This window comes from Pontivivens nitratireducens, assembly GCF_014235845.1.
GTDB lineage: Bacteria > Pseudomonadota > Alphaproteobacteria > Rhodobacterales > Rhodobacteraceae > Pontivivens > Pontivivens nitratireducens.
In genome coordinates this window covers 308,019-326,950 of the sequence record NZ_JACJUQ010000001.1, presented here as the reverse complement: position 1 = coordinate 326,950, position 18,932 = coordinate 308,019, and the positions used below count along the sequence as shown (strand labels likewise).

Annotated in this window: 20 protein-coding genes; 10 read left to right on the top strand and 10 right to left on the bottom strand. The window is 61.3% G+C overall.

All coding sequences use genetic code 11. The annotated features are described in order from the left end of the window. Positions 1 to 29 precede the first annotated feature (29 nt). Positions 30 to 299: a DUF2312 domain-containing protein gene (locus H1S03_RS01760; protein WP_166190644.1), complete on the bottom strand. Its 270-nt coding sequence runs from the start codon at positions 297 to 299 to the stop codon at positions 30 to 32. Positions 300 to 431: 132 nt separating this feature from the next. Here H1S03_RS01760 and H1S03_RS01755 point away from each other — a divergent pair, with 132 nt between their 5' ends. Beyond that, complete coding sequence (locus tag H1S03_RS01755) at positions 432 to 644, top strand: hypothetical protein (protein ID WP_166190642.1); 213 nt, start codon at positions 432 to 434, stop codon at positions 642 to 644. A gap of 12 nt (positions 645 to 656) precedes the next feature. Here the strand turns inward: H1S03_RS01755 and H1S03_RS01750 are convergent, their stop codons facing one another. Further along, on the bottom strand, positions 657 to 1,631 hold the full coding sequence (locus tag H1S03_RS01750; protein WP_185802868.1) for an alpha/beta hydrolase: 975 nt from the start codon (positions 1,629 to 1,631) through the stop codon (positions 657 to 659). A gap of 106 nt (positions 1,632 to 1,737) precedes the next feature. On the opposite strand from H1S03_RS01750, the gene H1S03_RS01745 reads away from it, so the two are divergent. Further along, complete coding sequence (locus tag H1S03_RS01745) at positions 1,738 to 2,409, top strand: SDR family oxidoreductase (RefSeq protein WP_185802867.1); 672 nt, start codon at positions 1,738 to 1,740, stop codon at positions 2,407 to 2,409. Here H1S03_RS01745 and H1S03_RS01740 read toward each other — a convergent pair. Next, a complete protein-coding gene (locus H1S03_RS01740) occupies positions 2,406 to 3,164 on the bottom strand; it encodes an alpha/beta hydrolase (RefSeq protein WP_185802866.1) in 759 nt (252 codons plus the stop codon). The two genes, H1S03_RS01745 and H1S03_RS01740, sit on opposite strands and share 4 nt — an antisense overlap. Positions 3,165 to 3,180: 16 nt before the next feature. Between H1S03_RS01740 and H1S03_RS01735 the strand changes: the two genes are divergently transcribed. Both H1S03_RS01735 and thrS read left to right on the top strand, forming a co-directional pair. Beyond that, positions 3,181 to 4,344: a glycosyltransferase family 4 protein gene (locus H1S03_RS01735; protein ID WP_185802865.1), complete on the top strand. Its 1,164-nt coding sequence runs from the start codon at positions 3,181 to 3,183 to the stop codon at positions 4,342 to 4,344. Between the two features lie 137 nt (positions 4,345 to 4,481). Next, complete coding sequence (thrS, locus tag H1S03_RS01730; protein WP_185802864.1) at positions 4,482 to 6,434, top strand: threonine--tRNA ligase; 1,953 nt, start codon at positions 4,482 to 4,484, stop codon at positions 6,432 to 6,434. A 44-nt stretch (positions 6,435 to 6,478) separates the two neighbouring features. Here the strand turns inward: thrS and H1S03_RS01725 are convergent, their stop codons facing one another. The 3 genes from H1S03_RS01725 to H1S03_RS01715 are packed head-to-tail and all read right to left on the bottom strand — an operon-like array spanning position 6,479 to position 8,394. After that, positions 6,479 to 7,120 (bottom strand): lysoplasmalogenase, encoded by a 642-nt coding sequence (locus tag H1S03_RS01725; RefSeq protein ID WP_185802863.1) that lies wholly within the window; start codon positions 7,118 to 7,120, stop codon positions 6,479 to 6,481. Between the two features lie 11 nt (positions 7,121 to 7,131). Next, positions 7,132 to 7,779 carry a hypothetical protein gene (locus H1S03_RS01720; RefSeq protein ID WP_185802862.1) on the bottom strand — a complete coding sequence of 216 codons (648 nt, stop codon included), beginning with the start codon at positions 7,777 to 7,779 and terminating at the stop codon, positions 7,132 to 7,134. Positions 7,780 to 7,806: 27 nt separating this feature from the next. After that, on the bottom strand, positions 7,807 to 8,394 hold the full coding sequence (locus H1S03_RS01715) for a lysoplasmalogenase family protein (protein WP_221892555.1): 588 nt from the start codon (positions 8,392 to 8,394) through the stop codon (positions 7,807 to 7,809). Positions 8,395 to 8,557: 163 nt separating this feature from the next. Between H1S03_RS01715 and infC the strand changes: the two genes are divergently transcribed. Both infC and H1S03_RS01705 read left to right on the top strand, forming a co-directional pair. Continuing rightward, complete coding sequence (gene infC / locus H1S03_RS01710; RefSeq protein ID WP_430693243.1) at positions 8,558 to 9,163, top strand: translation initiation factor IF-3; 606 nt, start codon at positions 8,558 to 8,560, stop codon at positions 9,161 to 9,163. A gap of 90 nt (positions 9,164 to 9,253) precedes the next feature. Next, the gene (locus H1S03_RS01705) at positions 9,254 to 10,126 is read left to right on the top strand and encodes a lysophospholipid acyltransferase family protein (RefSeq protein ID WP_185802860.1); all 873 of its coding nucleotides are present in this window, start codon (positions 9,254 to 9,256) and stop codon (positions 10,124 to 10,126) included. Positions 10,127 to 10,129: 3 nt separating this feature from the next. Here H1S03_RS01705 and H1S03_RS01700 read toward each other — a convergent pair whose 3' ends face one another. Together H1S03_RS01700 and acnA are read right to left on the bottom strand one after the other, a co-directional pair. Next, positions 10,130 to 10,831: a DUF1223 domain-containing protein gene (locus H1S03_RS01700; RefSeq protein ID WP_185802859.1), complete on the bottom strand. Its 702-nt coding sequence runs from the start codon at positions 10,829 to 10,831 to the stop codon at positions 10,130 to 10,132. Positions 10,832 to 10,998: 167 nt separating this feature from the next. Continuing rightward, positions 10,999 to 13,767 (bottom strand): aconitate hydratase AcnA, encoded by a 2,769-nt coding sequence (gene acnA, locus H1S03_RS01695; RefSeq protein WP_166190620.1) that lies wholly within the window; start codon positions 13,765 to 13,767, stop codon positions 10,999 to 11,001. 211 nt (positions 13,768 to 13,978) lie between these two features. On the opposite strand from acnA, the gene ccmA reads away from it, so the two are divergent. The 4 genes from ccmA (at position 13,979) to H1S03_RS01675 (ending at position 17,484) form a co-directional block, all read left to right on the top strand. Next, positions 13,979 to 14,620 (top strand): heme ABC exporter ATP-binding protein CcmA, encoded by a 642-nt coding sequence (gene ccmA, locus H1S03_RS01690; protein WP_185802858.1) that lies wholly within the window; start codon positions 13,979 to 13,981, stop codon positions 14,618 to 14,620. Continuing rightward, positions 14,617 to 15,282 (top strand): heme exporter protein CcmB, encoded by a 666-nt coding sequence (ccmB, locus tag H1S03_RS01685; RefSeq protein ID WP_347339196.1) that lies wholly within the window; start codon positions 14,617 to 14,619, stop codon positions 15,280 to 15,282. Before ccmA ends, ccmB begins: the two co-directional genes overlap by 4 nt. Before the next feature lie 10 nt (positions 15,283 to 15,292). After that, a complete protein-coding gene (locus tag H1S03_RS01680) occupies positions 15,293 to 15,760 on the top strand; it encodes a methyltransferase family protein (RefSeq protein ID WP_185802857.1) in 468 nt (155 codons plus the stop codon). A 116-nt stretch (positions 15,761 to 15,876) separates the two neighbouring features. Next, positions 15,877 to 17,484, top strand: a complete 1,608-nt coding sequence (locus H1S03_RS01675) for a peptide chain release factor 3 (protein ID WP_185802856.1) — start codon at positions 15,877 to 15,879, stop codon at positions 17,482 to 17,484. Positions 17,485 to 17,489: 5 nt separating this feature from the next. On the opposite strand, the gene H1S03_RS01670 is transcribed toward H1S03_RS01675, so the two are convergent. Together H1S03_RS01670 and H1S03_RS01665 are read right to left on the bottom strand one after the other, a co-directional pair. Then, positions 17,490 to 17,762, bottom strand: a complete 273-nt coding sequence (locus tag H1S03_RS01670; RefSeq protein WP_185802855.1) for a hypothetical protein — start codon at positions 17,760 to 17,762, stop codon at positions 17,490 to 17,492. A 194-nt stretch (positions 17,763 to 17,956) separates the two neighbouring features. Next, positions 17,957 to 18,769: a ferredoxin--NADP reductase gene (locus tag H1S03_RS01665; protein ID WP_185802854.1), complete on the bottom strand. Its 813-nt coding sequence runs from the start codon at positions 18,767 to 18,769 to the stop codon at positions 17,957 to 17,959. Positions 18,770 to 18,932: the final 163 nt, after the last annotated feature.

Here is an 18,932-nt window from a genome sequence, read left to right as displayed (position 1 = left end):
GGCGTTCGTGGGTCGGGCCTATCGCCCGCTCACATGTCCAATGCTTCGCGATAAAGTTGCAGAACAGCTTCTTCCTCGCTGATTTCCTGCGGGTCTTTCGCGCGAAGGGCGATCAGCTTGCGCAGTGCCTTTACGTCGTAACCACGTCCCTTCGCCTCAGCCATGATTTCCTTCTGCTGGTCCGCGACGACCTTCTTTTCCTCGTTCAACCGCTCCATCCTTTCCACGAATGAGCGCAGTTCCCCAACCGTAATCCGGTACTGGGAGGCGGGGCTGTTGTCGTCGTCGGTCACGTCCATAATCGGTCCTCGCAATCTATCAGGGGAAACGCGCGGACCATACGCACGCGGCGGCCCTTCGTCCAGCGCACTTGCGCCATTCGGGCGAAGGCCTTACGCCCGGGCGCAACGTCGAGTAGCGAGGGACATCCCATGACCATCCTGATCATCATCGGTGCCGTAACAGCCGCTTTGGGCCTGGCGGGTCTGGGGTATTGCATCCGCGAGGCCGTGCGCATCCGCAAGGGCGGCATCCCCGCCGAACAATCCGCTGCGAAACTTCGCGCGCTGGTCGCCGTGAACATGGCCGCCGTCGGCGTCGCATTCATCGGATTGGGCATGGTTGTGGCCGGTCTGCTGCTTTGATTCCGGTGTGATCTAGTTGAGCATGGTCGCGATCCAGCGGATCATCTGCTCGGAAATCGGATCGGTCTGTGACGGTGACATGATATCGCCCGCGATGACATGCGCGTCGGGGTCGTCACCTTCGTTCAGATCGGGATTGATGATCTGGACCGGTGCCCCCCATGCCTCCGCGATTTCGCGGGTGACGGAGTGGTCGACCACCTGATCCTCGTCCGAGAAGATGAACAGCGCGGGAACCTCCGTCTCCTCATAGGGCAACAGACCCGTCGCCTGTACCGATGCGGCCATCGGCAACAGCGCGAGGGTCGAATAGCGTGTCGTCCAGAATGCCGCGTGATCCGCATTGGCAACCTCGACGGACCGTTCCGTGCCAGCGAGGCGGGGCACCCAGTATCGTGCCAATGGCAATGTCAGCACGCTTTCCCCAGCACTGGCGATCCTGAAATTGGGGGACACCAGGATCAGACCGGCGACATCCTGCTGGATGCGCGTATCGAACAGACCCAAGGTTGCAATCGTGCCGCCGGTCGAGGTGCCCATGACGATCACCCGCTCACCGAGACGGGCACCGATGGCCACGGCCTGCGCGTAATCGTCAATCCAGCGCGGAACCGACCCGTCAAGCATGGCCTCCGCCCCCCGGCCGTGCCCTGCAAGGCGCGTGTAGTAGAGGTTGGCGCCCAGTGCCTCCGCCACGTTGTCGGGAACGGGGCGGATCTCTTCGGAGGTGGCGGAAAACCCGTGGATGTAGACAATCGAATAGGTCGTGCGCACCCCTGCCTCACCCGCCCAGACGATCCGCTTTTGCGTGCCCGGAACGATGTCGTCGTATTCGGCCTCCTCTGCGGCCAAATACAGGTCGAGGTCTTCGCCCAGCCTGTCCTGCGCGAATGTAAGCGGACCTGTCACCGGCTCCCTCGGGGCGAACAGCAGCAGCCCCGTTATCGACAATGCCAGCACGATGAAGATTGCGGCGAAGATACGCATGTCTGTCCCCTTGGTTTCTTTTGACGCGGAGCCTAGACAGGCCACATCAGCAATCAAAGCCGATTGTTGAATATCACCGCGTCATGCGGTTGTTTTGGGGGACCGTATGTCAACTATTCTGATTACCGGCGCAAGCCGTGGTATCGGCGCGCAAATGGCGATTCAGGCGGCGGCGCGTGGCGACGATGTGATTGCCACCATGCGCGAGCCTGCTACCGCCGACCTGCCCGATGGGATCGAGCGTCACAGGCTCGACGTGAAATCCGAGGCGGGCCAGTTGCAGCTTGCAATGGAGCTGGGGAACCGACCCATCGACCTGCTGATCTGCAATGCAGGGGTCTTTCAGGGCCGGGGCGGCATCGACGATTCCGGTCTGGATTTCGCCGCGTGGGAAAATACGCTGATGACGAATGTGGCCGGGGTGTTTTTCACCATCCGCACGTTCCTGCCGAACCTGCGCGCCGCCGAGGCCGGCAAGATCGCCGTCATCTCCTCGCAAATGGCATCGAGCGAACAGGCGTCAGGCCAGCATTATGCGTATCGCGCGTCCAAGGCGGCGGCCTCCAATCTGGTATTCAACCTTGCCGCCGATCTGAAACCCGAAGGCATCGCGATCGGCGCATGGCATCCGGGCTGGGTCCAGACGGACATGGGGGGCGCATCGGCAGCTGTCACCGCCCAGGACAGCGCTGCAGGCCTGCTGTCGGAATTCAACGCCCTGACGATGGCGCGGACCGGTTGTTTCCGCACCTGGGACGGCAAGGATCTCCCCGCCTAGGCGATCTGCGCCACGGTCCGCTCGATCAATGCGAGGCATTCCGGTGTGCTGAACCGGTGATCCGCGCCCTTGACGAAGGTCAGGCGCAGATCCTCGCAGGTCGCGTGTTCCATCAGCTTCAGCGGGCGGGACATATCCACGTCCACATCAGCCGTGCCATGCAACAACCGCACCGGAAAAGGCAAGGGCAGCGGATCACGCAACACCAGATGGGTGCGCCCATCCTCGATCAATCGGCGTGTGATGACATAGGGGCCGTCATCATACTCGCTTGGCAATTCCACCCTGCCTGTCTGGATCAGAGCCTCTCGCTGCGCCTCATCGAAGCCCGCCCACATCGAATCTTCGGTAAAATCGGGCGCGGCTGCGATGCCGACGAAACCCGCGATGCGTTCCGGCATGTTTCTGGCCACGAGCAGCGATATCCAACCGCCCATGGAGGAGCCGACCAGCACCTGTGGCCCTTGGGTCAGTGCGGTGATCGCATCGGTTGCGTCCCGCGCCCAGTCACCGATGCAGCCAAGCTCGAAATCGCCGGAGCTGTCGCCGTGCCCGGTATAGTCGAATCGCAGGAATGCGCGGCCCTGCGACTTCGCGAATGCCTCCAGCGCGACGGCCTTGTTTCCTCCCATGTCGGAGCGGAAACCGCCCAGAAACACGATACCGGGCTTGTCCGCTTCCGCGCCCTCGGCCATTGTGAGATGATAGGCGATATTGCGCCGCTCATCCGGTGCGAATACCTCGAAGGACGCCATGACAACTTCCGATCAGATGAATGATTTGGGCCCCGATACTGCCCGCCCGTTGACCGTACTGCAACTGGTTCCGACGCTGGAATCGGGCGGGGTGGAGCGTGGCGCCATCGAAATCGTCAAGGCGCTCAGCGCGGCAGGTCATCGCGCGCTCGTCGTCAGCGCCGGTGGACGGATGGAGCCGCAATTGCGCCGCGCGGGGGGGGAGTTCATCAAGATGGATATCGGATCGAAGAATCCCCTGACGATCTGGCAGAACGCCCGCGCCCTGCAGCACATCATCGAGGAACAGGGCGTCGATATCGTTCACGCCCGCTCCCGCGCGCCGGCCTGGGCCGGGTGGAGGGCGGCGAAGGCGACGGGAACACGCTTCGTCACGACGTATCACGGCGTCTATAACGAGGGCGATCTGCCGTTCAAACGCTGGTACAACTCGGTCATGGCACGTGGCAATCCGGTCATCGCCGTGTCCGGGCATGTCGCGCAGGTCGTGCAGCAGCGCCACGGCATCGACGCATCGCGGATCGTGACCATCCCGCGTGGTGCCGACATCCACAGCTTCGCTGAGGAGGCCGTGACCAGTGAGCGGACAGTAAGTCTCGCCCAGGCGTGGGGTGTCATCGACGATGCCCGCCCTATCGTGATGCTGCCCGGTCGTCTGACACGGTGGAAGGGTGCGGAAGATCTGATCGCCGCCGCAGCCCTGCTGAAAAAGCGTGATGCCGGGTTCGACATGCAGATCGTTCTGGTCGGTGACGACGCCGGGTCCGGCTATCGTGGCACGCTGGAGCATGCCGTGCGCAATGCCGATCTGGCAGGTTCCGTGCGGATGGTCGGACATTGTGCCGACATGGAGGCCGCCTACAAGCTGGCCGCCGTCGTCGTCAGTGCCAGCCGTGAACCTGAGGCCTTCGGTCGTGTCGCGGTCGAGGCGCAGGCCATGGGCCGCCCCGTCATCGCCACCGCCCATGGCGGGTCACTGGAAACGGTGGAGGACGGCGTCACCGGCTGGCTGTATCCCCCTGGCGATGTCGAGGCGCTGGCCGATGCCGTTCAAGCCGCCCTGTCGCTGGACGACAGCGCGCGCGCGCATATGGGCCTCGCCGCCCGCGCCCGCATCCGGTCCCGCTTCACGGTGGAAATGATGCAGCAGGCGACATTGGCGGTCTATGAGGGGGGCTGATGGCTGGGCGTGCTGGTCGCGTTTTCTCGAACTACAGGGGTGATTGCCTTGACCCCCTAGGCCCCCTCCTCCATACCTCCCGGACACATACCTGCAACCGGGCGCACTCGTAGGCGCCGAACCGAGGAGGCCCCCTGATGGCCCAGATCACGATCACCCTGCCCGATGGCGCACAACGCGAATATGAGGCGGGCATCACCGGGGGCGAAGTCGCTGCCGACATCTCGAAATCGCTGGGCAAGCAGGCAATCGCGTGCACCGTCGACGGCCAGTTCCGTGACCTGAGCCGACCGATTGACGCCGATGCCTCCCTCGCGATCCATACCATGAAAGACGAGGCGCAGGCACTCGAACTGATCCGTCACGACGCGGCGCACATCATGGCCCGTGCGGTGCAGGAAATCTGGCCCGATGTGAAGGTCACCATCGGACCTGTCATCGCGAACGGCTGGTACTACGATTTTGACCGCGACGAACCCTTCACCCCCGAGGACCTTGATGCGATCGAGAAAAAGATGCGCGACATCATCGCGCTTCGCGATCCGGTTCGCACCGAAACCTGGGAACGCGACCGCGCCATCGCGCATTACGAGGCCGCGGACGAGCCGTTCAAGGTCGAACTGATCCACGCCATTCCCGAAGGCGAGGATCTGCGGATGTACTGGCATGGCGACTGGCAGGATCTGTGCCGGGGCCCGCATCTGGTCCATACCGGCCAGGTTCCCGCCGATGCCTTCAAGCTGACCCGCGTGTCCGGGGCCTATTGGCGTGGCGATGCGAAGAACAAGCAGTTGCAGCGCATCTATGGCGTCGCCTTCCGCACGCGGCAGGAGTTGAAGGCTCATCTGCAACAGGTCGAGGAGGCCGCAAAACGCGACCACCGGCGTCTGGCCCGGGAAATGGACCTGTTCCACTTTCAGGAAGAAGCGCCCGGCATGGTGTTCTGGCACCCCAACGGCTGGACGGTTTACCGCGCTTTGGAAGACTACATGCGCCGCCGGCAGACCGAGGATGGTTACAAGGAAATCCGCACACCGCAGATCGTGGATCGCAAGCTGTGGGAGGCCTCCGGCCACTGGGACAAATACCGTGAGAACATGTTCATCACCGAGATAGATGAGGAACATGCGAATGAGAAACGGGTCAATGCGCTCAAGCCGATGAACTGCCCCTGCCACGTGCAGATCTACAATCAGGGTCTGAAATCCTATCGCGACCTGCCGCTGCGGCTGGCGGAATTCGGCTCGTGCCACCGCTACGAGGCGTCGGGCGCGATGCACGGGCTGATGCGGGTACGCGGTTTCGTTCAGGACGACGCGCACATCTTCTGCACCGAGGAGCAGATCGAGGCAGAATGTGCCAAGTTCATCCAGTTGCTCAGCCGGGTTTACAAGGATCTGGGCTTCGATGATTTCCGGATCATGTTCTCCACCCGACCGGAAAAGCGTATTGGCACCGATGCGGAATGGGATCTGACCGAGGGCGCGCTGGAGGCTGCGATCAAATCCATAGGCATGGACTATGAGGTCGATCCCGGTGAGGGTGCGTTCTATGGCCCGAAGCTCGACTTCAAGCTGACAGATGCAATCGGGCGCGAATGGCAATGCGGCACGTTCCAGGTGGACAGCCAGTTGCCCGACCGTCTGGGCGCGGAATATGTGGGGGAGGACAGCGACAAGCACCGCCCCTTCATGCTGCACCGTGCCGTTCTCGGCTCCTTCGAGCGGTTCATCGGCATCCTGATCGAAAACTACGCAGGCAAGCTGCCCTTCTGGCTGGCCCCGCGTCAGGTCGTGGTTGCGTCGATCGTGTCGGATGCGGACGAGTTCGTATCTGAAACGGTCGATATGCTGCGCAAGCAGGGCATTCGCGCCGAGGCGGACATTCGCAACGAGAAGATCAACTACAAGGTCCGTGAGCATTCGCTGGGCAAGGTGCCGGTCATCCTCGTCGTCGGGCGACAGGAGGTCGAAAACGGCACCGTCTCCATGCGCCGTCTGGGTGAGAAGCAATCGGCCGTCCTGTCGCGCGACGAGGCGATCACCTCTCTGGCGACCGAGGCTTTAGCCCCTGATCTGACCACTTCGTGAAAACAGTGGGGTCGCGGGGCGGAAGCGCCGCGATCCATCGTCCGCTACGTTGAATAGGCTTCGGTCAACACAATCACCGTCCCGATCTGGCCGGCGAGGTACGTGAACCAGATTGCAGCGCCGCTCACTTTGCGCAGCCCCGTACCTTCCTCAAGCAGGAATGTCTCGATCCCCAGCATCAATGTAGACAGGAAAAACAGCGTCGTCGTATAGCTGATGAGGATGTACTCGCCGCCGACCAGTTGCCCCACGGAAAACTGGAAAACCAGGACGGCTGAATGCAAAAGAGCCAGCAGCCAGAGTGCCTCGAACGCCCTCCAACACAATGCGATTGTCATAATCGTACAAAACACGGCCAAAATGACCGCCGGCCCTGCCTCGACAAGCGGTCGATCGATCAGGTGTGCGTATTCTATCAGATACAACGCATGAAACGAAAAGAAGGCCGTGCGGCTGACTGTCATCCATTTCAGATCGCCCCGGCTTCTCGCAAAATCGCTTATGGCCGCAAAGCCCAACGCGATGACGATCAGATTTGGCGTGTCGATCAGGATCGCCCAGATGATAAGCGACAGGATTGCCGTTGTCTTGGTCAGGGTACGGCTCCAGCTCGGCTGTCCCCAGGATTTGAAAAGGCCGTAATCCAGGCCGGCACCGATCGCGATTATGACGAACAGCAGCTCCATCTCAACCTCGCCTATCCTGCCCCCCCGATCATCATCAGGATAAGCCCACTATAGTAAAGCATCCATACAATAGGGCCTGAAATACGAAGAAAGCTATAACGATCGCTGAAAAATACCAGCTCGAAGCCGATTAATATCAAGGAAAGCAAGTAAAAGATCACCCCCAGGATCAGTTCGGGCCTGCCCGGAGAGGCCCCCAGCCCCAGCGTCAACATGACAATCGAGGTTACGGCAAAGGACACCATCATCGACTTGCGCGCTCCAAGCCTGGGCCAGATAAGAACAAAACCCCCGCCGAAAATGCCCAAAATACCGACGACCGCCACCAGCGGTGCCTCGATCCCTATCCAGAGCACCTGAGCGAACCAGAAGCAGAGCAGCACCTGCATCCCGACCGTGGCAGCTATCGCAAATCCGAGGGATCGCTCGGTGCGCAAACTCTTCATGTAATCGCCAATCACCGCGAGAATCAGCGCCCCGACATATAGCAGCGATACGCCGCCGGCCCATGCGGCGACGACCAGCGCCCCGGTGGCCACCGTCTTGCTCAAGGCTCTTTGTATCGTCACCGCGCGCAGTTGGTAGTAAACCACATATAGCAGTGAGCTGACCACGGAGATTGCGAGCGCCGCGTCAGCGAGAGGCGTGTATTCGAACATATGTACCTTATGCGTCCTGCCGCGTAACTACGCTACATATGAACAGTGAAACGCCGCAAAAAACAGCAGCAGTGACGTGTAGTAGAACAGCCAGATCGCATGTCCCCCCAGTCTCACCTCCAACGAATACGGTTGCAGGACAAAGAATTCCAGCGACATGAAAATCTGCGACAACACGTAGAACAACATTCCGACAACCGCGAACTGACCATAGGTCGTTGAGCCGAGCGCCAGATATGTCGCCACCAGGGTTCCCACCGAATAGCAGACGATGATCAGGCGCATACGCTCCAGCGCGCCCCAGATCAGCATGAAATATCCGATCCATATGCCCGAAAGGCCCAATACGGCGATGAGGGGCGCATCAACTCCCGTCCAGGCGGAAAACAGGCTCAGACACAGGAAAATCTGCGACAGCAGGGCGGTCGCCATGGCGGCATAGAACCCATATTCGTCCTCGCGGGCCAGAAATGCATCCGCGACCGCTGCCGTGGCAAAGAAGAAGATCAATGCCACTGGTCCAGCCCCGAAGATGGTGCCGAGTGCCAAGGCCCCGGCGGATGTTGCCTTGATCAGGGTGCGCGTGCGTGACGGTGGCGATAGCCGGTATTTCACCAGATATGCCAGCGCGCACAGCACGGAAATTGCGATCAAAGCGATTTGAAAGATACCCTGTGCCCCCGACAAGCCTGACAGAGGCCACATACACTATTGACCAAATGCCCATCAGGCTCCACTTAAGTTCTCTGTTGCCCAGTTTTGCGTATGCGCGTCAAGCCTGCGCGCTTGGGTCGAAAATGTTATATATGAACTGTCACCACAGAAGGACGAGAAGACCATAGCCAGAAGACCGCACAATGCGCCCCCAACCCGCGACACGGGTCCCCGTGTCAATGATCGTATTCGCTCGAACGAGATTCGCCTGATCGGCGCCGACGGCGAACAGGTCGGTGTTGTCACCCCTCGCCGTGGAATCGAGCTTGCTGAGGAAGCAGGACTCGACCTGGTCGAGATCTCACCGAATGCCGAACCGCCTGTTTGCAAGATCATGGATTTCGGCAAGTTCAAATATGAACAGCAAAAGCGTGAATCCGAGGCCCGCAAAAAGCAGAAGACGATCGAGGTGAAGGAGGTGAAATTCCGACCCAACACCGATACGCACGATTACGACGTCAAGATGCGCAATGTGATGAAGTTCCTCGAAGGTGGGGACAAGGTCAAGGTCACGCTCCGGTTCCGGGGTCGCGAAATGGCGCACCAGGATCTGGGCCGTATCCTTCTCAATCGTGTTGCCGACGATGTCGAAGGCACTGGGAAGATCGACAATATGCCCCGCGTCGAAGGTCGGCAGATGGTCATGATGATCTCACCCGTGAAAAACTGACATCCTGCCCCGCATGATGACGATTTGTGAAAGGCGGTGCATATGCGCCGCCTTTCTTCTTACTGGCATGGATGATGAGGAAGCAGCAGCATGACACCTCGTGAACGTCTGACGGATATAGGCCACTATCTGTCCAATGGCGTATTGCGCGTACTGGGCGCAGTGCTGCGCATCCTGCCTTATTCCCGACGGCTTCGTGTGGGGTCATGGATCGGGCGCAACCTGATGATGCGGTTGCCTTCGGCACGACAGCGTGTTCAGGCCAACCTAAACCTCATATTCCCGGATATGAGTGACGCTGATCGCGACCGCCTTTTTCAGGGCGTCGGCGACAATTTCGGGCGCGTCATGGTCGAGGAAATGATGATGGCGGACGTGATCGCGGACCCCTCGCGATTTCGCGCGACCGGTGCCGGGCTGGAGGCTCTGATATCCGCTCAGGCCGAGGGGCGGGGCGCGATCCTCGTCTCCGCTCACTATGGCAATTGGGAGGGGGCGCGCGCCTCGGCACTTGCCCATGGTTTGCAGATTGCTGGCGTCTACCGCACGCATAACAATCCCTATTACAACGCCGATTTCGTCGCCGCGCTCAGGACACTGGGGCCCGATGCGTTTTCAAAGGGGCGGCAGGGTACACGCGAACTGGTCCGGCATCTGCGCTCAGGTGGCGTGGCGGAGATCCTCGTCGATCAGAAACAGACCGGTGCACCCCTGATCGAATTCCTCGGTCATCCTGCGGAAACCACCCTGACAGCAGCGAAACTGGCGCTGAGCATGGACATTCCGCTGATCCCGGTCATCAGCTTTCGCGCCAATGATGGTGAAAGTTTCGACAGCGTTTTCGCGGAGCCCGTTCCTCATACCGATCAAGAGACCATGATGCGGGCCGTCAATGACCAACTGAGCACCTGGATTGCGCAAAAGCCGGAACAGTGGTTCTGGTTTCACCGGCGCTGGCGGTGACGCTCACCGCTCCATTCGGGCGGCTGCGAAAATCGGACCTACCGTGTCTTCCTGAACCAGAACGGCAACCCCCTTGCCCATGGTGGGCACAGGCGCGGTCAGCTCCATCCGCTCACCGTTCCAGGTTCCCAGGCGCATCCAGCCGGTCACCACATTCACGTAAGTCAGCGTCTGACCGATATTTTCGCCGCTCGGGATTTGCTGGACCTGCGGCACGTCGTAACTGACCATGTGAACGATCCCGCTCAGGCCCGGACGCAATGGAATGATCGTCACGCGCAACCGGCCTGCCTCCTGCTGCAATTCGACCCGGGCAGCTGCGGGGGCAGCTTTTGCAAGCGCGATGGCATCCAGAACCGCCGCCCGCCTGTGACCGACCTCAGACGTGACACCCTGCACGATCATCTGGGGGGTGAACACGGATCGCACGTTCTGATAGCCGGCATATCCGCGCTGACGCGCCGTCATTTCGGGCGAGGCGAACGGATCGCTCCACCCCAGATAGTCCCAATAGTCCACATGCAGCGACAAGGCGATCACATCGTCCCGATCCGCCAGATCCGCCAGAAAGGCATCCGCCGGCGGGCAGGACGAACATCCCTGTGCCGTGAACAGCTCCACCACGACCGGATTGGTTTGCGCACGCGCACCGCCAGCCAGGGCGAATACCATCGTGGCGATCAATGCAGCCTTGCGTAGAAACATTCGGTGACCTCTCGCCCGGGAATTCTCACTCATAGCTAGATGCCGCATTCTGCAGGGTCCAATCAAGTGTTCGGGAGTGCGTGGCAACCGATGGGGGACGTCGTGGCCGACATGCAGACATGAAAAGGGGCGCCGCAGCGCCCCTTTCGCATTCTATCCTGTCTGGATCAGGCGACGGCCAAGTTGCGCAGCACGTAGTGCAGAACGCCGCCATTCTCGACATACTCGATCTCAACCTCGGTATCGATCCGGCACTTCAGCATGATTTCCTTCACCGTTCCGTCACCATAGGTGATGGTCGCGGGGACCTGCGACAGCGGCTTCAGATCGCCCTCCAACCCGGTGATGGAGACGGTTTCGTCGCCTTTCAGGCCCAGCGTCTTGCGCGTGTCGCCGCCGGTGAATTCAAACGGGATCACGCCCATTCCCACCAGGTTCGAGCGGTGGATACGCTCGAAATTCTCAGCGATCACAGCCTTGACGCCCAGCAGGTTGGTACCCTTGGCCGCCCAATCGCGGGAGGACCCGGCACCGTACTGCTCACCACCGAAGATCACCAGCGGGGTGCCCTGCTCCTGATACTCCATCGCGGCATCGAAGATCGAGGTCTGCTCCCCCTTGGGCGACAGCGTATAGCCGCCCTCGACGCCATCCAGCATCTCGTTGCGGATGCGGATGTTGGCGAAGGTGCCACGCATCATCACCTCGTGGTTGCCGCGACGCGAGCCGTAGGAGTTGAACTCCCGCACCGGCACCTGACGCTCGACCAGATACTGACCGGCAGGTGTCGTCTCCTTGAACGAACCGGCGGGAGAGATGTGGTCGGTCGTGACCATATCGCCCAGAATGGCCAGGATCTTGGCGTCCTTGATGTCCGAGATCGTGCCCGCTTCCTTCGCCATATCGCGGAAGTAGGGCGGGTTCTGGACATAGGTGGACTGCGCCGGCCAGTTATAGGTTTCACTGTCGGTGGTCTCAACGGCCTGCCACTTCTCATCGCCTTTGAAGACGTCGGCATATTTCGACTGGAACGCCTCACGGGTCACGGTCGCCTCGACCAGTTCCGCGATTTCGGATTGCGAGGGCCAGATATCCTTGAGGTAGACATCGTTGCCGTTCTTGTCCTTGCCCAGGCTGGCGGTGGTGATGTCCACGTTCATGTCACCGACCAGCGCATAGGCCACGACCAGCGGTGGCGAGGCGAGGTAGTTGGCGCGCACGTCAGGGCTGATGCGCCCTTCGAAGTTGCGGTTGCCCGACAGGACGGACACGCCGATCAGATCGGCATCGTTGATGCACTTCGAGATTTCGGGCTCCAGCGGACCGGAGTTGCCGATGCAGGTCGTGCAGCCATACCCGACCAGGTTGAAACCGATCGCATCGAGGTCTTCCTGAAGGTTCGCGGCCTCCAGATAGGCGGACACGACCTGCGATCCGGGGGCGAGCGATGTTTTCACCCACGGTTTGCGGTTCAGGCCCAGTTCACGTGCCTTGCGCGCCACCAGCCCCGCGCCGATCATGACGTAAGGGTTGGATGTGTTGGTGCACGACGTGATGGACGCAATGACGATAGAGCCATCATGCATCTGATATCCATGCTCGTCCGTTCTGACGTAGCCACGGTTGTGGTGGCCCTCATCACCGGGAATGTCCTGCGGCTCGGGCTGGCCGCCCTCACCCTCCCAGCGGATCTCCGCCTTGTCGTGGATGTCGGGGCGCTGGCCCTTGACGTAGGCTCCGAACTCCGATGCCGCCTTGGTCAGGGGGATGTGGTCCTGCGGCCGCTTCGGACCGGAGATTGCGGGAACCACCGTGCTCATGTCCAGTTCCAGGGTGTCGGTATAAACCGGCTCATAACCCGGATCGCGCCACATGCCGTTCGCCTTGGCATAGGCCTCGACCAGTTCGATGGTCGCCTCGTCCCGGCCGGTCTGGGTCAGATAGCGGATGGTTTCCGCGTCAATGGGGAAGAATCCGCAAGTGGCGCCATATTCCGGCGCCATGTTGCCGATGGTCGCGCGGTCAGCCAGCGGCACGTTGTCCAGACCGTCGCCGTAGAATTCGACGAACTTGGAGACCACGCCCTTGGCGCGCAGCAATTCCACGACCTTGAGCACGAGGTCGGTCGCTGTCGTGCCCTCGGGCATGGCACCGGTCAGCTTGAAGCCGATGACCTCGGGGATCAGCATCGAAATCGGCTGACCCAGCATCGCGGCCTCCGCCTCGATCCCGCCGACGCCCCAGCCCAGAACAGCCGCGCCGTTGACCATGGTGGTGTGGCTGTCGGTGCCGACCAGCGTGTCGGGATAGGCCACAACCTCACCGTTCTGATCCTTGTCGGACCAGACCGTCTTGGCCAGATATTCCAGGTTCACCTGGTGGCAGATGCCGGTGCCCGGCGGCACGACGCGGAAGTTGTCGAACGCCTTTTGTCCCCATTTCAGGAACTGATACCGCTCCATGTTCCGCTCATATTCACGATCAACGTTCATCTGGAACGCACGCGGATTGCCGAACTCATCGATCATGACGGAGTGGTCGATGACCAGATCGACAGGGTTGAGCGGGTTGATCTTCTGCGCGTCGCCGCCCAGCGCCACGATCCCGTCGCGCATCGCGGCAAGGTCCACGACTGCTGGCACGCCAGTGAAATCCTGCATCAGCACGCGCGCGGGACGGTAGGCGATTTCACGCGGGTTCTTGCCGCCCATCTTCGCCCAATCGGCGAAGGCCTTGATATCATCGGTCGAGACGGTCTTGCCGTCCTCGAAGCGCAGCATGTTCTCAAGCACCACCTTCAGAACCGATGGAAGGCGCGAGAAATCGCCGAGACCGGCTTCCTCAGCTGCGGGAATGGAATAGTAGGCGAAGGATGTGCCGCCGGATTTGAGCGTCCGGCGCGTGTTGTTGCTGTCCTGACCGACTGTAATGGGCATGGGAACCTCTTCCTTGCTGGTTTGACGGGAACGGTTGTCGCACCGCTTTCACGTCCTGAATCTAGCACGGAACGGCATGTCTGCCAGCAGGGGTTCCGCGCGCTCGCCGCCCTATTGCCCCAGTTCGCCTTGCGGTGCAAGAAGATTGTGTGCAATTGCATACCGCACAACTCCCCTTCCGAACCCGTCTCCCGTCAGGTAGCGATAGCGCATGGAACTGATCGTGGATCGAATTGGATGTGAGCGCGGCGGGCGGCGTGTGCTGGACGACGTGTCCCTGACGTTGCAGGCAGGTCAGGGCATCGCGCTGCGCGGGCCGAACGGTGTGGGAAAATCGACGCTGATCCGTGCCCTGTGCGGTCTGCTTCCCGTGACGGGACGGGCGGAGTTGGACGGCAGGAAGCTCGGCTCCGACGAATGGACCGATCTGATCGCGTACACAGGGCATCGTGACGCCATCAAATCGGTGCTCACCGTGGGGGAGAATCTGCGCTTCTGGGCGGCGCTCCATGGCGGTGACGCGAATGCCGCCCTCGACCGGTTCGACCTGATGCCGATCGCGGACCGGCCTGCGGGCCTGTGTTCCGCGGGACAAAAGCGCAGGCTGGGACTGGCGCGGCTGGTCCTGTCCCCACGTCCGTTATGGTTGCTGGATGAGCCGACGGTTTCGCTGGATGCCGAACATACGCGGATATTCGGGGATATTCTCTCAACTCATCTGGACGCCGGCGGTCTGGCCATCGTTGCCACGCATATCGACCTGGGCCTTGCGCTGCGCCCACATGTCCTGACGCCGCCCTCGACTGCGCCCGAGGATGTGTCCGATCCATTCCTGACGGGTGACTATCTGTGAGCCCGCTTCGCGCCTTGCTGGAGAGAGAGGTCCGGCTGGCGGTCCGGGCCGGTGGTGGCGCGGGGCTGGGCCTCGCCTTCTTTCTGATCGTGACGCTGCTGGCGCCCCTCGGCATCGGGCCGGATCAGACGCTGCTGGCGCAGGTGGCCCCCGGCCTGCTGTGGGTTGCGGCGCTGCTGGCGTGCCTGCTGTCGCTCGACCGTCTGTTTCAGGCGGATCATGAGGACGGGACGCTGGACATCCTCGCCCTGTCCCCCCTGCCGCTGGAGGGAATCGTAGCCGTCAAGATGATGGCGCATTGGGTGACAACCGGCCTGCCGCTGGTGATCGCCGCGCCCGTGCTGGCCCTGACGCTGAACATGCCCGAAGCGGCCCAGCCGATGCTGATCCTCGGGCTTGCCATCGGCACGCCGGCGCTGTCCGCAATCGGCGCGGTGGGCGCCGCGATTACCGTAGGTCTGCGGCGGGGGGGGTTGCTGCTGTCGCTGCTGGTACTTCCGCTCTATGTTCCCACGCTGATCTTCGGTGCGCAAATCGCCAGCCGGGCAGGTGATGGGCTGGAGGCAGGTGCCTCCCTGCCGTTCCTTGCCGGAATATCTTTGCTCAGCCTGTCCGCAGGCCCCTTCGTCGCAGCCGCCGCGCTGCGCGTGAACCTCAGATAGGAGTGCTGCGATGCCCCGTCACGATGCCCCCGATGTCGCATTCTATCCGCCGGTGCTGTTCGCGGGCGCGCCTATCGCGGCGATGATACTGGACTGGATCATACCGCTCGACATCCTGGGCAAGGGGCCGATTCAGATCGCCGCCGGCTTCGTGATCCTGATCGTGGCGATGACCCTCGGCCTGTGGGGGATCGTTGCGTTCAAGCGGGCGGGCACGAATGTCAGCCCGCACGCCTCCGCGCTGATCGTGGTCACCAATGGGCCGTACAGGTTCACCCGCAACCCGATGTATCTGGGAATTGCGCTCTTCCAACTGGGCCTTGGACTGGCGGCCTCGCTCGACTGGTCCGTCATTATTGCACCGCTGGTGCTGGCGGCGCTGCACTATGGCGTCGTTCTGCGCGAAGAAGCGTATCTGACCGCGAAATTCGGCGCACCCTATGCCGAATACCTCGACAAGACGCGCCGCTGGCTGTGACCGGTCGGCGGCTGAGGTTCGGCCTGATCCAGGATCACTGACAGCCGATTGCCATATGCGTCGAAGGCCCGAACCCGCCGATTGCGCCCGCACCCGCGCGGCGCTATATGCCGGTCATGTTGGATCGCGCCCATAACAAACCTGATTTGCCTGCCGAGATTGCCCGGCGGCGGACCTTTGCCATCATCTCGCACCCCGATGCGGGAAAGACGACCCTGACGGAGAAGTTCCTGCTGTATGGCGGCGCGATCCAGATGGCCGGACAGGTCCGGGCGAAGGGTGAGGCGCGGCGCACGCGGTCCGACTTCATGCAGATGGAAAAGGACCGGGGCATTTCCGTCTCCGCCTCCGCCATGTCGTTCGAGTTCGGGACGTTCTGGTTCAATCTGGTCGATACCCCGGGCCACTCCGACTTCTCGGAGGATACCTATCGCACGCTGACCGCCGTGGATGCCGCCGTGATGGTGATCGACGGGGCCAAGGGCGTGGAAAGCCAGACCCAGAAACTGTTCGAGGTGTGCCGCCTGCGCGATCTGCCGATCCTGACCTTCTGTAACAAGATGGACCGGGAAAGCCGCGATACGTTCGAGATCATCGACGAGATTCAGGAAAACCTCGCCATCGACGTGACACCCGCCAGTTGGCCAATCGGCGTCGGGCGCGATTTCCTGGGCTGTTACGACATGCTCAACGATCGGCTTGAACTGATGGACCGCGCCGATCGCAACACGGTGGCGAAAAGCATTTCCATCGAAGGGCTGGACGATCCAAAACTGGAACAGCACATCCCCGCCGACCTGTTGGAGAAGCTGCGCGAGGACGTGGAGATGGCGCGCGAGTTGCTGCCGGCCTTTGACCGCCAGAATTTCCTCGACGGGACTTTGACCCCGATCTGGTTCGGCTCCGCCATCAACTCCTTCGGTGTGCGCGAACTGATGCGGGGGATCGGCGATTTCGGACCGGAGCCGCAGGTTCGTCCGGCAGAGCCGCGCGCCGTTTCACCGGATGAGAACAAGGTCGCGGGTTTCGTGTTCAAGGTTCAGGCCAACATGGACCCCAAGCACCGCGACCGCGTGGCCTTCGTCCGCCTGTGCTCCGGCCACTTCAAACGCGGGATGAAGGTGCATCATGTGCGCAGCAAGAAACCGATGGCCGTCTCGAACCCCGTCATGTTCCTGGCGAGCGACCGCGAACTGGCCGAGGAAGCCTGGGCTGGTGACATCATCGGCATTCCCAACCACGGCCAGTTGCGCATCGGCGATGCCCTGACCGAGGGGGAAGACCTGAAATTCACCGGCATCCCCTCCTTCGCGCCGGAATTGCTGCAAAGCGTGCGGGCGGGCGACCCGTTGAAAGCCAAGCATCTGGACAAGGCCCTGCAACAGTTCGCCGAGGAAGGCGCGGCCAAGATCTTCAAACCGATGATCGGTTCCGGAGCGATTGTCGGCGTTGTCGGCCAGTTGCAGTTCGAGGTTCTGGCCAGCCGCATCGAGCTGGAATACGGCCTGCCCGTCCGGTTCGAGCCGTCCCAATTCACCTCCGCCCGCTGGATCGGCGGTCCGCAGGCGGAGATCGACCGTTTCGCAAATGCGAACAAGGGCCACATGGCGATGGACCACGATGGCGATCCGGTTTTCCTGACGCGCCTGCAATGGGATATCGACCGGGTGGAGAGGGACTGGCCAGACCTGAAACTGACAGCGATCAAGCAGATGATGGTCTGAGCGGACTAGCGGTTTTTCCGCATTTCACGCAGCGTGCGCAGATGCTCCTGTTTTTCCTGATCCGTACGCGGGCGCACGGCCGTGCGTTCCTCCGCCATGGCCTTCATTAGCCGCCGAATGCCATAAAGGATGCTGAAAACCAGCACACCGCCGACAACGATGGCGATGGTTTCCCAGAACTGCATCGACGTCTGAAGGACGTCACATACCCAATCGCAATGCTCACGCTCGTGCCCCGGCACGTAGCGATGGCCGATATGTTCGTCGATGTCTTCCATGTCCATATGCGTTTCAGTTGGAGGAGGTTACGGTCTGTGAAAATTCACACATTTCATCGCGCGACGTCCTATTTTCAGCCGGGAGGCTAACGCCCCTGCCGCAGCAGACGCCGTTCAAGCTACGATTCCCCTGCATTCGTTCAGCCAACTCAACCTGAGAGTAAAAAACGCACGAATTGTGGCGCAGGTGAATTTCAATCGACGAAGGCCTTCTCGATCACGAAATCGCCGGGCGCGGAGTTCGAACCCTCGCGCATGCCGGCATCCTCGCAGATCTGCTTGTGATCCCTGAGCATGTCCAGCGATCCGCAGATCATCACGCGATCCGTCGCCGGGTCCAGCGGGGCGCCTGTCGCCTCCGCGAAGCGGCCATCGCGCAACCAGTCGGTCATCCGCCCCATCAGTTGCGACGGCTCGCGCGTGGTGGTTCCGATGAAGCGCAGTTTGTTCCCGACAATCTCCGGCAGGAATTCATGATCGGCAATGCCCGAAATCAGGTGCCGGCCATAGTCCAGTTCGGCCACCTCCCGGCAGGTCTGCGTCAGGATCACTTCGTCGAACTTCTCGTAGGTTTCGGGATCACGGATCACGCTGGCAAAGGGCGCGATACCCGTTCCCGTTGAAAACAGGATCAGCCGCTTGCCCGGCGTCAGTGCATCATGGACCAGCGTTCCCACAGGCTTGGCCCGCATCACGATCTCATCCCCGACCTTGAGATGGCGAAGGCGCGATGTCAGCGGCCCTTCCTCTACCTTGATCGAGTAGAATTCTAGCTCGTCGTCCCAGGCAGGGCTGGCGATCGAATAGGCCCGCAGCAGGGGCCTTTCCCCATCCACCAAGCCGATCATGGCGAACTCACCCGATCTGAAGCGCAGCGTTTCGGGCCGCTCACAGGTGAAGCTGAAGGTCCGATCGGTCCAGTGCGTAACGGACGTGACCTTCAGAAAGACCACCCCCTGCAATCCCCTGGGCAGATCTTCGAGCGGTGTGGCGGAAGAGTAGGTCATCGCGGGCTCCTTATGCCGCGCAATTAACCGCCCCCGGCGGTTCGCGCAAGCCGATGTCCCGTACTCTCGCGGCAAAATCGTCGCAAAACGCTCCAAACCAGCAAGTTTCATTGACAATTCCACGATCAACAGGCATGACGCGCCCAGTTACGAAAGCGCCACC